The organism is Pseudomonas sp. BF-B-30, from assembly GCF_019956305.1.
In the GTDB taxonomy this organism is placed as follows: Bacteria; Pseudomonadota; Gammaproteobacteria; order Pseudomonadales; family Pseudomonadaceae; genus Aquipseudomonas; species Aquipseudomonas jessenii.
Map to the genome: position 1 here is coordinate 25,078 of NZ_JAHBDG010000023.1, position 13,152 is coordinate 38,229.

A 13,152-nucleotide genomic window follows, 5' to 3' on the forward strand; every position below is an offset into this window, starting at 1 on the left:
TCACAGGTTCATCGCGAGCGAGCTCGCTCCTACAGGTGATCCTGCCGTGGCAGGCGCTGGGACAATTCATCCAACAGTTTCTGTTCGCGCCGGTCTTCAAGCGCCCGCGCCTCATCGGCATAGCGCTGAACCAGCTTGCGCAAGCCTTCGACCCGGGCAAACGCCTGCTGCCAGGTGTCCCGGGCCTTGTTCAGGTTGTTCTGATGCCAGGCCAGGCTTTGCCGCTGCTGGTCGATGGCCGTGCCCAGTTGCGCGAGAAAGCCCTGATAGCCCAGCAACCATTGGCCCGAGACGCCGCCGCTGCCGCGCACGATCCATTGCTCCTGATAGTCGAGACGGAAGGCTTCGAGGTCGGCGAGTTTGCTTTCGGCCAAACGCACTTGCCCCTGAAAGTGCCCCAGGCGCTGGACTGCGGTTTTCTCGGCCTTTTCGGCCATTTCCACCACGGGGGCCAGGCGCCCTGCCCGAGTCTGGGCCATGGCCGGTTAGCCGCCCGCCGCGGGCGCGAAGATCGACGCGAGGTAAGCTTCGCTTTCGCCCAGGCTGATGCTGTCGTTGAGCCCCTGGCGCAGGTATTTGACCAGCTGCGGCTGCAAGGAAATCGCCAGGTCGGTCTCGCGGTCGCCGCCAGCGACGTAGGCGCCGACGCTGATCAGGTCGCGACTCTGCTGATAGCGCGACCACAATTGTTTGAAATACTGCGCTCGCATCATGTGCTCCGGCGACACCACCGCCGGCATCACCCGGCTGATGGATGCCTCGATATCAATGGCCGGGTAATGACCTTCCTCGGCCAGTCGCCGGGACAGCACGATGTGCCCGTCGAGCACGCCCCGCGCCGAGTCGGCAATCGGGTCCTGCTGGTCATCGCCTTCGGACAGCACGGTGTAGAACGCGGTGATCGAACCACCGCCCTTCTCGGCATTACCGGCCCGCTCTACCAGCTTCGGCAACTTGGCGAACACCGACGGCGGATAGCCTTTGGTCGCCGGCGGCTCACCGATGGCCAGAGCGATTTCCCGCTGGGCCTGGGCGAAACGGGTCAGCGAATCCATCAGCAACAAGACGTTCTTGCCCTTGTCGCGGAAATATTCGGCGATGCGCGTGCAGTACATGGCGGCGCGCAGTCGCATCAGCGGCGCATCGTCCGCCGGGGACGCCACCACTACCGAACGCTTGAGCCCTTCTTCACCGAGGATGTGCTCGATGAATTCTTTAACTTCACGCCCCCGCTCACCGATCAGCCCGACGACGATAATGTCGGCCTCGGTAAAGCGCGTCATCATCCCCAACAGCACGGATTTACCGACACCGGTACCGGCGAACAGGCCGAGCCGCTGGCCGCGTCCGACCGTCAACATGCCATTGATGCAACGGATGCCCACGTCCAGCGGTTCACTGATCGGTTCGCGCTTGAGCGGGTTGATGGTCGGGCCGTCCATTGGCACCCAGTCTTCGGCCTTCATCCCGCCCTTGCCGTCCAGCGCACGACCGGCGCCATCCAGCACCCGCCCGAGCATGCTCATGCCCATGGGCAAGCGACCGGTATCGGCCAAGGGCACCACTCGGGCACCGGGCGCAATGCCGGCGACACTGCCGACTGGCATCAGGAAGACTTTACTGCCGGAGAAGCCCATCACTTCGGCTTCAACCTGCATCGGGTGATAGCTGTCGTCGTTGATGACCATGCAGCGGCTGCCCATGGCGGCGCGCAGGCCTTCGGCTTCGAGGGTCAGGCCGACCATGCGCAGCAAGCGGCCTTCGAGGATCGGTGCGCCCTCCAGTCCCGTGGCCTCGGCATAGCTGCCCAGGCGCTTGGCGAAACTGGTGCGTTCAAGGCGCATCGGGAACATCCTGAGCCGGCGCGACCGCAGGCTTACCTTCGATCGGCAGTTCAAGGCTCAGGTCCGGCGCGGCCGGGTGCAAGGCCTGCTCGTGCAACTGATCGAACAGCTTGTCCATCACCCGCGCGACACGGGTTTCGACCGTGGCGTCGATGCGGCTGTGCTCTGTCTCGACCCGGCAACCGCCAGGCAACAGCGCTTCGTCCTCGACGATGCGCCACGTTTCCTCATGACGCTCGCGCAGGGCTTTGACCTGTGCGAAGTCCTGCGGATTGATGTACAGCCGCACATTGCCCACGCCCAACGGCAGGAGCTTGAGGGCTTCGCGCATGACGTGTTCGATCTGCGTCGAGTCGATGGCCAGTTCGCGCTGGATCACCTGTCTGGTGATGTGCTGCACGAGGTCGACCAGGGACTTTTCAATCTCGGTGTCCTGTTCGGCAATGGGCTCGAACAGGTGCGTCATCAGCTGCTCCAACGCCGCAATCTTGGCGGTCAGGGCCATTTCGGCTTCCTGGCGGACCTTGAGCGTGGTGCTGTGGAAACCTTCCTTCTCACCCACCGCGAAGCCTTCGTTATAGGCTTCCTGGCGAATGCTTTCGAGTTCTTCGAGGGTCAGTGGCTGGACTTCCTCCAGCGGCACTTCCTCCATTTCCGGCGGTTCGGGTTCAGGCTCAGGTTCCGGCTCGGGTTCCGGCGGGTCGAAACTGGGCAGCGCCCAGGTATCGAAGCCACTGACATCCCTGGCCCGGATCAGGTCAGTGGGTGCATCATCATTCTTGACCATGGTGTTAGATCATTTCCTCGCCGCCCTTGCCGCCGAGAACGATTTCCCCGGCTTCGGCCATACGGCGGGCGATGGTGAGGATTTCCTTCTGCGCGGTTTCCACGTCGCTGACGCGTACCGGGCCCTTGGCTTCCAGGTCGTCGCGCAACAGTTCGGCCGCACGCTTGGACATGTTCTTGAAGATCTTCTCCTTGACGCCTTCGTCCGACCCCTTGAGGGCCAGCACCAGCACATCGGAGGACACCTCGCGCAGCAGCGCCTGAATCCCGCGGTCGTCGACATCGGCCAGGTTGTTGAACACGAACATGAGGTCTTCGATCTGACCGGACAGGTCTTCGTCGACTTCGCGGATCGAGTCCATGAGCTGGCCTTCGATCGAGCTGTCGAGGAAGTTCATGATGTCCGCAGCACGCTTGATACCACCCAGGTTGGTGCGCGAGGCATTCGAGTTGCCGGAGAACTGCTTCTCGAGAATCTGGTTGAGTTCTTTCAGGGCCGCTGGCTGTACGGTGTTCAGCGAGGAAACCCGCAGGATGATGTCCAGTCGCGCCTTGTGGTCGAAGTTACCGAGCACTTCACCGGCCTGGTCCGGATCGAGATACGCCACCACGATCGCCTGGATCTGCGGGTGCTCGTAACGGATCACGTCGGCGACGGCGCGCGGTTCCATCCACTTCAGGCTGTCGAGGCCGCTGGTGTTGCCACCGAGCAGGATGCGGTCGATCAGGCCGTTGGCCTTGTCTTCGCCCAGGGCCTGGGTGAGCATCTTGCGCACATAGTCGTCGGAGCCGACGCCCAGGCTGGTCTGGTCGCCGACGATATCGACGAACTCGCTCATCACCTGTTCGACCTGCTCGCGGTGCACATTACCCATCTGGGCCATGGCCACACCCACGCGCTGAACCTCTTTGGGGCCCATGTGGCGCAGCACCTGGGCAGCGTCGGTGGACCCCAGGGACAGCAACAGGATTGCGGCTTTGTCGACCTTGGACAGTTTGGCGGCAACGGCTCGGTTATCACTCATCTGCGTTAATCCACTCTTTCACGACCTGGGCCACACGACCCGGGTCTTCTGCCACCAGACTCTTGATTGCGTTCAACTGAGCGTCATAGCCTTCGCTCGGGCTCGGCAACAGGATGCTGGTCGGGCCACCGAGGCTGACACGGTCGTTGGCCAGTTCGCCATCCAGACCGCCCATGCCACCCAACTCGACGTCGCTGCCGATACCGGCCAGCTGCTTGCCCTTGCCACCACCGGTGATGTTGTTGAGCACCGGACGCAGCACACCGAACACCAGCACCAGAATGAACAGCACACCCAGCACTTGCTTGACGATGTCCCAGAACCACGGCTGGGAGTAGAACGGAACTTCGGCAATCACTTCACCGCGCTCGGCGGAGAACGGCATGTTGATCACGCTGACGCTGTCACCACGGCTGGCATCGAAGCCGACCGAGTCCTGAACCAGACGCGTGAAGCGCGCAAGTTCATCGGCGCTCCATGGCGCACGGGTGGTTTCGCCGTTGGCCGGGTTGATCTTGACCTGATCATCGACCACCACCGACACCGACAGGCGATTCAACCGGCCCTGTTGCTGCCTGGTGTGGCTGATGGATCGGTCGAGTTCGAAGTTCTTGGTCGATTGTTGACGCTTGTCCGCCGGGTACGGAGCGAGCATCGGCTGGCCGGTGGCCGGGTCCATGATTTGCTGGCCATTGGCATCAACCAGCGGCTGGCCCGGCTGCACCATGCCGGCTGCCCCCGGAGTGCCGCCGGTGGTTTGCGGTGCGGAGGCCGGCGCTGGAGGCTGGTTGCTCAAGGCACCCGGCACACCTTGCGGGCCATTGCTGGCGGTACGTTGTTCGTTGACCGACTGCTCGCTGCGCAACGCCGGTTGATCCGGGTTGAATTGCTCGGAAGTCGATTCGACCGCACTGAAATCCACGTCGGCCGAGACTTCGGCCTTGTAACGGTCGTTGCCCAGCACTGGCTGCAGGATGTTGTGCACGCGCTGAGTGAGCATGCTTTCCATGCGACGGCTGTAGTCGAACTGCTTGCCAGCCATGGTCAGTTCGGAGTTTTCCGCCTGATCGGAGAGCAGGTTGCCCTTCTGGTCGACCACGGTGATCTGCGATTTGCTGAGTTCGGGAACGCTGGTCGCTACCAGATTGATGATGGCCACGACCTGGCCTGGCTCGAGGGAGCGACCGGAATAGAGTTCAACCAGAACCGAAGCGCTCGGCTTGCGCTCGTCGCGCACGAACACCGAACTTTTCGGGATCGCCAGGTGCACACGAGCACCCTTGACGTTGTTGAGGCTGGAAATGGTGCGGGCCAGTTCGCCTTCGAGGCCGCGACGGTAGCGGGTCGCTTCCATGAACTGGCTGGTGCCAAGCCCCTGCTCCTTGTCGAGAATTTCAAAACCGATGTTGCCGTCGCTGGGAGTGACACCAGCGGCCGCGAGCTTGAGCCGCGCTCGGGACAGGTCATCGGCCTTGACCAGCAAGGCACCGGAATTGGGTTCGACGGTGTACGGGATATCGGCGGAGGCCAGGCTATCCATGACCTGCTTGGCGTCCATGCCGGCAAGGCTGCCGTACAGAGGCCGGTAGTCCGGTTGCTGGGACCACAACACCACGGCAAAACCAATCGCCACGCTCGCCGCCAGGCCGACCAACAGGCCCACCTGACGCAACATGGTCATCTCGGAGAGGTTTTCCAGGAAGGACAACCCGAACAACGGCGGTTTGCCGTCTATTGGAGTGGCCTTGGCCGGAACGTTATCGGCGACTGCTTCTGCCATGACTCAATCTCGTCCTTTAAACCGGCATCTGCATGATGTCTTGGTAGGCCTGAACCAGTTTGTTGCGCACCTGGGTCAATGCCTGGAAGGACACGCTGGCTTTCTGCGATGAGATCATCACGTCTGTAAGATCGACGCCACTTTTGCCGATTTCGAACGCACTGGCCAACTGCGTGGAAGCCTGTTGGGTGTCGTTCACTTTATTGACGGCCTGACCGAGCATGTCGGAAAAGCTGCTGCCCGACACTTCAGGAACGGCAGTCGATTTCGGCGCAGACATGGCATCCATTTGCATGGCGCGCATATCCAGCATCAACCGATTGAATTCAATACCTTGGCTCATGGTTTCTCTCTTTGACGACCCGCAATTTTTTGACACTCACTCAGCGGGTCATGAGGTGTTAGCAACAAGGGTGCCAGCTCCATGGCCTTGTTTCACAAAAGCCCGTCCCGAGCTTCATTCCGTTCTATGTAGGAGCGAGCCCTGCTCGCGATGGCCGTTAACGATGACGCGGGATTGCAGGAAAAACGCGGCGCTCTTGAGTCCATCGCGAGCAGAGCTCGCTCCTACAGGAACAGGCCCAGGTATTGGAACCAGGGATCAGGTGGCGAACAGATAGGCTTCCACATCCATACCGGCATCGCGCATTTGCGCCAGCTTGTAGCGCAGGGTCCGCGGGCTGATACCCAGGCGCTCGGCCGCCTCTTTGCGACGACCGCGTTCGGCGCGCAGGGTATCGATGATCATCTGAAATTCTCGGCGACGCAGATCATCGCCCAGCGCACCGGCCGACTCGGCCTCGACTTCCACAGGACGCACCGGCGCCTGCGCCAACGCTGGCAGTGGCGCACAAGCCACCGGCCCGGCCAGGCAGAAATCCTGCGGCTGGATCAAGCCACCCTGCTGCAGAATCAACGCACGCTGAATCGCGTTGTCCAGCTCACGCACGTTACCCGGCCACGGATAAGCGATCAGGCACGCCTGGGCCTCGGGGGACAATCTGGCCGGTGAATGCTTCATTTTATTGACGTGTCTGGCCAGCAGACGCTCGGCCAGCGGCAGGATGTCGGCGGTGCGCTCGCGCAACGGACGCCAGGCCAGGGGAAACACCGACAGGCGATAGTAAAGGTCTTCGCGGAAGCGCCCCGCCGCCACCTCACCCGCCAGGTCACGATTGGTGGTGGCGACCACGCGAATGTCCAGCGTGATCGGCTTGCGCGCCCCAACCCTTTCGACCTCACGCTCTTGCAGTACGCGCAGTAGTTTGGCCTGGAGCCCCAGGGGCATTTCGGAAATTTCGTCGAGCAGAATGGTGCCGCCGTCGGCCTGCTCGAACTTGCCGGCTTGCGCGGCAATGGCACCGGTGAAGGAGCCCTTCTCGTGCCCGAACAAGGTCGCTTCGAGCATGTTGTCCGGGATCGCCGCACAGTTGATCGCAATAAATGGCTGATTGGCGCGATGAGAATGCTGATGGATGTAGCGCGCCAGCACTTCCTTGCCCGTGCCCGACTCACCCGAGATCAACACCGTGGAATCGCTGCGTGCGACCCGCGCTGCCAATTCGAGCAACTGCGCGCTCGCCGGCTCGAATGCTATCGGCCCTTCACCCTCAGCCAGGCCGAGACTGCCCAGGGCATGACGCCCCACCAGATCGAGCAACGCCTTGGGCTCGAAAGGTTTGACCAGATAGTCCACCGCACCTTGGCGCATCGCATCGACCGCACGCTCGACCGCGCCGTGAGCCGTCATCAGCAACACCGGCAATTGCGGCTGCCGCGCTCGCAACAGGCCCAGCAACTGGTGGCCGTCCATACCCGGCATGTTGACGTCGCTGATCACCAGGCTGAAGGCCTCGCCGCCGACGGCAAACAACGCCTCCTCTGCCGAACCCACCGCCTTGTAATCGTGCCCCGCGAGCAATAGCGTATCGGCCAGCGCCTCGCGCAACGCACGGTCGTCCTCGACCAGCAGAACCTTGATACCCATCTGTGTCACTCCGCTCCTTGAGCGCTGCTGAACAACGGCAGGATAACCTGCGCGCAAGTGCCGCGACCGAGTCGCGAGCGCAACTGCAATTGTCCCTGATGAGCACGCGCCACTGCCTTGACCACGGTCAGGCCAAGACCTGTGCCGGTGGCCTTGGTGGTAAAAAAGGGTTCGCCCAATCGCGCCAGAACGGCGGCATCGATACCGGAGCCACTGTCGCTGACGCACAGGCGCAGGTAATTGCCGCGGGTGTAGAGGTGAATCTTGAGGCGCAATGGACCGGCACTGGACTGAATGGCGTTCTCGATCAGATTGAGGATCGCACCGACCAGGGTGTCGCGATTGCACAGCAACTCCCCCGAATGACTGTCGCACTGCCAGCGGATCGATAGATCCTGTACGTGGGTCAGCGCCGCCGCTTGCAACGATTGCATCAACTGAGCCGGCGTCACGCGATCGGTCAGCGGCAACTCGCCCCGGGCGAAGACCAGCATGTCGCGCACCTGGTGCTCCAGCTCGTGCAGGCGCTCCTTGAGGCGCCCGGCAAAGCGCTGCTGGGTAGCGACCGGTAGCTCTTGCTCGGTCAAATGACTGGCATACAGCAACGCGGCGGACAACGGCGTGCGTATCTGATGAGCCAACGAAGCGACCATGCGCCCCAACGACGACAGCCGCTCATGTCGGGCCAGTTGATCCTGCAGGTGACGGGTTTCAGTCAGGTCGTTGAGCAACACCAGCTGGCCAGGCTCTGCGTCCAGCGAGCGCGTGGCGATCGACAGGCGCCGACCATCCTTGAGGGAGACTTCATGACCATCGTCTTCGCGCGGCGCAAAACAGCGGGCAATGACGTGGCGCCACAATTCACCTTCCAGCGGCAACCCCAGCAACTCGCACGCCGCCGGATTGGCTTCGCGCACGATGCCCTGGGCGTCAATGACGATGACTCCGCCGGGTAAGAGATCAAGGAGGTTTTGCAGGCGGTTGGCCAGGCGTTCTTTTTCCGCCAGCTCCTGCATGCGCTGGGCACTGACCACTGCCAATTCACCCTTGAGCTCGGTTACCCGGGCTTCAAGCATGCTGTAGGAATCGGTCAACTGACTGGACATCTGGTTGAACAGCGTAAATGCCTGCTCAAGGCCAAGCCGGCTCGCCAGCTCTACGGACGACGGTTGTCCCGAAGCATCAAGGACAGGAGACATCTGGGCGGCTTGGGGCATCGTGCAATCTCGCTTGGCTGACCGTCAGTGAAACGGAACGTTGCGAGGGACGTAGCAATACCCGTGCCTAAAAAAAACTTCTTATAAATGAACGAGTTGAAAAACAGGCGTCAATCATCCGCCTGCTCGTCTCCATCACGACGGCTCATGCCGTACTTGCGCATCTTTTCCACCAGCGTGGTACGACGAATACGCAGGCGCTCGGCCGCGCGCGCCACAATGCCGTTGGCATCATCCAGCGCCTGCTGGATCAGCCCCTGCTCCAGACCACCGAGATAGTCCTTCAGGTCCAGACCTTCCGGAGGCAACATGGCATTGGCGGTAAAGTCCTGGGTATGGCCGTTGATGGCCACGCGCTCTTCCAGATCGCTGCGCAGGCTGTCGACCATTTGCTCGTCTTCATCGTCGACGTAGCGGAATTTCTTCGGCAACTCGACCACGCCGATCACGCCGTATGGGTGCATGATCGCCATGCGCTCCACCAGGTTGGCCAATTCGCGGACGTTGCCCGGCCAGCCATGACGACACAGCGACATGATGGCCGCCGAGTTGAAACGGATCGAACCGCGCTTCTCGTGCTCCATGCGCGAGATCAGCTCGTTCATCAGCAGGGGAATGTCTTCGACGCGCTCACGCAGCGGCGCCATCTCGATCGGGAACACATTCAGGCGGTAGTACAAATCTTCGCGGAAGGTGCCGATCTCGATCATGCTTTCGAGATTCTTGTGGGTCGCCGCAATGATGCGCACGTCGACGCTCTGGGTCTTGTTGCTACCCACGCGCTCGAAGGTGCGCTCCTGCAACACGCGCAGCAACTTGACCTGCATCGGCAGCGGCATGTCGCCGATTTCATCGAGGAACAGAGTGCCGCCGTTGGCCAGCTCGAATCGACCGGCGCGACTGGTGATCGCCCCGGTGAAGGCGCCCTTCTCATGGCCGAACAATTCGCTTTCCAGCAACTCGGCCGGGATCGCCCCGCAGTTGACCGGCACGAACGGCGCTTCGCGGCGCTTGGAATGGTAATGCAGGTTGCGCGCAACCACTTCTTTGCCGGTGCCGGACTCACCGAGGATCAGCACACTGGCATCGGTGTCGGCGACCTGTTGCATCATCTGGCGGACGTGTTGAATCGCCCGGCTGGTGCCGACAAGACTGCGGAAAAGATTGGGCTCGCGATGACGACCGCGCTCACGGGCCTGGTCGTACATCTCGCGATAGACCTGGGCACGGTGCAGCGAATCGAGCAATTTGCTGTAGCTGGGCGGCATTTCGAGGGTCGAAAGCACTCGGCGACGCTGGTCTTCCGGCAGGTCAATGGAAGAATTTTCGCCCATCAGCAAAACCGGAAGGAACTCATCCCAGGTCGAGAGTGTCTTAAGCAAGCCCAGAAGTGCACCAGGAGCATTGACCGTCCCGATAAGGACACAGATTACTTCACGACTTGACGACAAAGAGCCGACAGCCTGCTGCCAGTCATGGCTACCGCAGGGTAAATTTTCTTCGCCGAGAAAATTCAAAATCACCGCCAGGTCGCGGCGGCGGACGCTATCGTCATCAATCAGCAGAATTTTGGTTTCACGCCACATGCAATAGCAACTTCCCTAGTCAACTCAATGCCCAAAATGCTGGGGCAAGCTAAACGCTTGCAGGCACAAATATGCCTGAAGACGACTGAAATCTGGAACAGCCACTAGTTAAGTCAAAAAACCGTGCACAGTCAAATTTATGGCGCACTTGTTTGGATTAACCGGGTTTAATTAACCAAACAGATGGTAAACCTTTGCCGCGTTCCGCGCTTGCTGGATCTGAGACATTTCTTCGACTATCGCCTGCCTCTCACCCATCGCGACCTCAAGCAACTGCTTGTAGACACCCAGCAACTCTTCAAGGTTATCGCGCAACGCCGCTTCGTCCACCGAAGGCTCACTCAAGACGTCTTCCATGCAGGAACGGCAAGCCAGGTCCAACTCACCAATGGCTTCCCAGTTACGCTCGGCCAGCGCACCTACCAGGCCTTCACGGGTTTGCTCGATTCGCTGCAATACAAGACTCATGGTGATCTCCTTAAAACTGAGGACCTGGCGCGGCAATAGCATCCCAGCCGTCCTTGACGGTGCGAAGCAAATCGGCGACTTCGTCGAGAATCGTTGGATCTGTCTTGATGTTGGCCTCGGCCAGACGCTTCATCATGTAGGCGTATAGATTGTCCAGCTCACCGACGGATTCGATCGAGTTTTCAAGGTCCAGACCTTCGCGCAAACCGCCGACAATGCCGATTGCTTTGCCGATCAGCACACCTTTACTCGGGATATCCTTGCGCTCCATGGCACCCTTGGCCTGAGCAATTCGATCCAGACCACCCTCCATCAGCATCTGTACAAGACGATGGGGACTGGCTTCGGAAGTCTGCGCCTGAGCGCCAATCTTCTGATACTGCCGAAGGGCTAACATCGGATTCATGTTTTACCTCATCAAAACGCTAGTGTTCGTATGATCCATGTATCGACCGCGCGTCAAAAAACTTTAGCCAGGGTACCGGGGCCGGGTAGCGCATGCTTCACCTGGTCTGTTTTTTTGGCGCCTCCCAAAGTAAAAAGCCCGACACACTGGAGCGTGCTGTCGGGCTTTTGCGTCAATGCGCTAGCATCACTAGGAGTTCCTTTGCTGCGCCGTCATGGCTTCAAATATCGAAGTAATGTTGCTGGCCGTAGCTTTCAGCTTGCCCACCAGAGAATCCATATCGTTGTATTTTTTGGTCAACACCGCCGTCAGTGTCGCTACCCGCCGATCGAGGGCCGCTTGCTGCTCGACCAGGTTGGCTTTGTTCTTGTTCAGATTGGTGGTGCGAGTATCAAGGATCTCCCCCGTTTGGGTGTAAGGGACAATCGCCTTGTCCATTCGCTCCAGCAAGCCACCGGTCCCGGTAAAGAACGCCTGAACCTCACCACCCAGGCTCTTGTCGCTCATTGCCGCAGTGAACTTGGTGCTATCGAAGTCCAATGCACCGGTCTTCTGATTGGTGGTGATACCCAATTGCGACAGTACGGTGAGCTTATCCCCTGCCCCGGTCTCGGTCAGCGGACCACGGATAGCCGCCAGAATGGAGCGCGGCAGCGCGTCCCCGGTCAACGCAGCAGCGACCGTTGGCTTACCATCACTGTCGAGCGTGGGCTTGGTCAGCGTGCCAATGCTGCTGACTACCGCGTTGTAAGCATCGACGAACTTCTGGATCGAGGCCTTCAAGCCGTCGGTGTTAGTCGCCACCGTCACCGTCGACGTGCCCCCCCCTCCAGCCAACAGATTGAAGCTCAAGCCCGAGACGGCGTTTTCGATGGCATTGGTTTTACTGGTCATACTCAGACCGTCGACCGAGAACTTCGCATCGGTTGCCGCATCGCCGATACGCCCGGCACCTGGTGGAGCAAGCGGATCTGAAGGATCGCCGGCCATCGCCTGATTGCCGTTGATGGTCATCACACCACTGACGGAAATTTCAGACCCCGCCCCCGTGGCCGAAGAGCCCAGCACCAGTCGCGAGCCATCTTTGTCGGTAATGATGTTGGCGTTGATGCCATCGCCCTGGAATTTGCTGTTGATCAGGTCACGGACCGATTGCAGGGTCGCACCGGCCGGGACGTCAAGGACGTAGTCCTTGTTGTTCAGCTTGATCGTCAGTGGTCCCTCTGCAACAGCGCTGCTTGTATCTGCAAAGACTTCGCTGGCGACTTTGGCCGAGGTGGCAAGGTTATCGACTTTGATAACGTAGCTACCCTTGACCGCCGAATTATTGGAGGTCGCGGTCACAACCTTGACATCGGAAGAGCTTGCAGCGAAACCCGAGAACTGCGGCGTTGTGGCACTACCGAGGTTCTTCATCGCAGTCTGAAACGCCGCCAACACCGACTTCAGGGTCCCGATGCCAGAAAGACTCGCGGTGGTGATCTTTGTCTGCCGGTCGATCTGCGTCTGCTTGGCCACCTTGTCTGAGTCGACTAGAGCCTTGACGATAGCACCGGTGTCCAGGCCGGAACCCAGCCCAGCACCCGGTAGAATTGGACTTGCCATGTGCATCTCCCTTCAGTTTGTCGCCAGCCGTTTGACTCTTACTGCGCCGCAAAGAACGGTGCAACACTTTTCATGCCAGCCTTCAGGCCTCGGCGCTGAACAACAGGCTGCTCGCATCATTCAAGCTATTGGCCAGCTTCAGGACTTCTTCATTGGGGATCTGGCGAACCACTTCTCCCGACTCGCTGGCTATTACCTTAACCACCACCTGGCCGGAGGCCTCGTCGATAGAGAACTCCAGATTACGCTTGACCGATTGCACGAACTTTTCAATTTCCTGAACAGCCGCTTTCAGCTTGCCTTGCTCGGTTTCGCTTCCTTTGCTTTGATCCTCGACATCGGCGACTGGCGTCACATTCGTTCGAGGCTTTTCCAGCGTTTTTTCCACGACAGGCGTCGCGGATTTGGCAACTGGATAAGACAAGTTCAGCTTGACGCTCATATCCAT

13 protein-coding genes are annotated in these 13,152 nt (G+C 60.2%); all 13 read right to left on the reverse strand.

Features of this window, described 5'->3' with window-relative positions:
• Nucleotides 1-29: 29 nt before the first annotated feature.
• The 13 genes from fliJ to KGB29_RS14420 all read right to left on the reverse strand — a co-directional run bounded on the left by fliJ (nucleotide 30) and on the right by KGB29_RS14420 (nucleotide 13,152).
• On the reverse strand, nucleotides 30-479 hold the full coding sequence (fliJ, locus tag KGB29_RS14360; protein WP_057715885.1) for a flagellar export protein FliJ: 450 nt from the start codon (nucleotides 477-479) through the stop codon (nucleotides 30-32).
• Between the two features lie 6 nt (nucleotides 480-485).
• Nucleotides 486-1,844, reverse strand: coding sequence for a flagellar protein export ATPase FliI (fliI, locus tag KGB29_RS14365; RefSeq protein WP_057715886.1), 1,359 nt, complete (start codon nucleotides 1,842-1,844; stop codon nucleotides 486-488).
• A complete protein-coding gene (fliH, locus tag KGB29_RS14370) occupies nucleotides 1,834-2,631 on the reverse strand; it encodes a flagellar assembly protein FliH (protein WP_154860756.1) in 798 nt (265 codons plus the stop codon). Before fliH ends, fliI begins: the two co-directional genes overlap by 11 nt.
• Nucleotides 2,632-2,635: 4 nt before the next feature.
• The gene (gene fliG / locus KGB29_RS14375) at nucleotides 2,636-3,655 is read right to left on the reverse strand and encodes a flagellar motor switch protein FliG (protein WP_150813417.1); all 1,020 of its coding nucleotides are present in this window, start codon (nucleotides 3,653-3,655) and stop codon (nucleotides 2,636-2,638) included.
• Nucleotides 3,648-5,435, reverse strand: a complete 1,788-nt coding sequence (gene fliF, locus KGB29_RS14380) for a flagellar basal-body MS-ring/collar protein FliF (RefSeq protein WP_154947175.1) — start codon at nucleotides 5,433-5,435, stop codon at nucleotides 3,648-3,650. The genes fliG and fliF overlap by 8 nt, the downstream gene beginning before the upstream one ends.
• Before the next feature lie 16 nt (nucleotides 5,436-5,451).
• Nucleotides 5,452-5,778: a flagellar hook-basal body complex protein FliE gene (fliE, locus tag KGB29_RS14385; RefSeq protein ID WP_057715889.1), complete on the reverse strand. Its 327-nt coding sequence runs from the start codon at nucleotides 5,776-5,778 to the stop codon at nucleotides 5,452-5,454.
• A gap of 258 nt (nucleotides 5,779-6,036) precedes the next feature.
• Nucleotides 6,037-7,422 (reverse strand): sigma-54-dependent transcriptional regulator, encoded by a 1,386-nt coding sequence (locus KGB29_RS14390; protein ID WP_154947174.1) that lies wholly within the window; start codon nucleotides 7,420-7,422, stop codon nucleotides 6,037-6,039.
• 5 nt (nucleotides 7,423-7,427) lie between these two features.
• Entirely contained in the window at nucleotides 7,428-8,621 is a 1,194-nt protein-coding gene (locus KGB29_RS14395) for a sensor histidine kinase (RefSeq protein ID WP_191629300.1), read from the reverse strand.
• 128 nt (nucleotides 8,622-8,749) lie between these two features.
• On the reverse strand, nucleotides 8,750-10,225 hold the full coding sequence (locus tag KGB29_RS14400; protein ID WP_150813413.1) for a sigma-54 dependent transcriptional regulator: 1,476 nt from the start codon (nucleotides 10,223-10,225) through the stop codon (nucleotides 8,750-8,752).
• A 171-nt stretch (nucleotides 10,226-10,396) separates the two neighbouring features.
• The gene (locus KGB29_RS14405) at nucleotides 10,397-10,693 is read right to left on the reverse strand and encodes a flagellar protein FliT (RefSeq protein ID WP_154947172.1); all 297 of its coding nucleotides are present in this window, start codon (nucleotides 10,691-10,693) and stop codon (nucleotides 10,397-10,399) included.
• A 10-nt stretch (nucleotides 10,694-10,703) separates the two neighbouring features.
• A complete protein-coding gene (fliS, locus tag KGB29_RS14410; protein WP_154947171.1) occupies nucleotides 10,704-11,099 on the reverse strand; it encodes a flagellar export chaperone FliS in 396 nt (131 codons plus the stop codon).
• A gap of 189 nt (nucleotides 11,100-11,288) precedes the next feature.
• Complete coding sequence (gene fliD, locus KGB29_RS14415) at nucleotides 11,289-12,704, reverse strand: flagellar filament capping protein FliD (protein ID WP_154947180.1); 1,416 nt, start codon at nucleotides 12,702-12,704, stop codon at nucleotides 11,289-11,291.
• A gap of 82 nt (nucleotides 12,705-12,786) precedes the next feature.
• A complete protein-coding gene (locus KGB29_RS14420; RefSeq protein ID WP_154947170.1) occupies nucleotides 12,787-13,152 on the reverse strand; it encodes a flagellar protein FlaG in 366 nt (121 codons plus the stop codon).

Bases quoted from the DNA above. Each gene is read 5' to 3' on its own strand.
- fliD (WP_154947180.1), bottom strand. From the start codon at position 12,704: ATGGCAAGTCCAATTCTACCGGGTGCTGGGCTGGGTTCCGGCCTGGAC.
- KGB29_RS14395 (WP_191629300.1), bottom strand. From the start codon at position 8,621: ATGTCTCCTGTCCTTGATGCTTCGGGACAACCGTCGTCCGTAGAGCTG.
- fliJ (WP_057715885.1), bottom strand. From the start codon at position 479: ATGGCCCAGACTCGGGCAGGGCGCCTGGCCCCCGTGGTGGAAATGGCC.
- KGB29_RS14405 (WP_154947172.1), bottom strand. From the start codon at position 10,693: ATGAGTCTTGTATTGCAGCGAATCGAGCAAACCCGTGAAGGCCTGGTA.
- fliS (WP_154947171.1), bottom strand. From the start codon at position 11,099: ATGAATCCGATGTTAGCCCTTCGGCAGTATCAGAAGATTGGCGCTCAG.
- fliH (WP_154860756.1), bottom strand. From the start codon at position 2,631: ATGGTCAAGAATGATGATGCACCCACTGACCTGATCCGGGCCAGGGAT.
- fliG (WP_150813417.1), bottom strand. From the start codon at position 3,655: ATGAGTGATAACCGAGCCGTTGCCGCCAAACTGTCCAAGGTCGACAAA.
- fliF (WP_154947175.1), bottom strand. From the start codon at position 5,435: ATGGCAGAAGCAGTCGCCGATAACGTTCCGGCCAAGGCCACTCCAATA.
- fliE (WP_057715889.1), bottom strand. From the start codon at position 5,778: ATGAGCCAAGGTATTGAATTCAATCGGTTGATGCTGGATATGCGCGCC.
- KGB29_RS14390 (WP_154947174.1), bottom strand. From the start codon at position 7,422: ATGGGTATCAAGGTTCTGCTGGTCGAGGACGACCGTGCGTTGCGCGAG.
- KGB29_RS14420 (WP_154947170.1), bottom strand. From the start codon at position 13,152: ATGGATATGAGCGTCAAGCTGAACTTGTCTTATCCAGTTGCCAAATCC.
- fliI (WP_057715886.1), bottom strand. From the start codon at position 1,844: ATGCGCCTTGAACGCACCAGTTTCGCCAAGCGCCTGGGCAGCTATGCC.
- KGB29_RS14400 (WP_150813413.1), bottom strand. From the start codon at position 10,225: ATGTGGCGTGAAACCAAAATTCTGCTGATTGATGACGATAGCGTCCGC.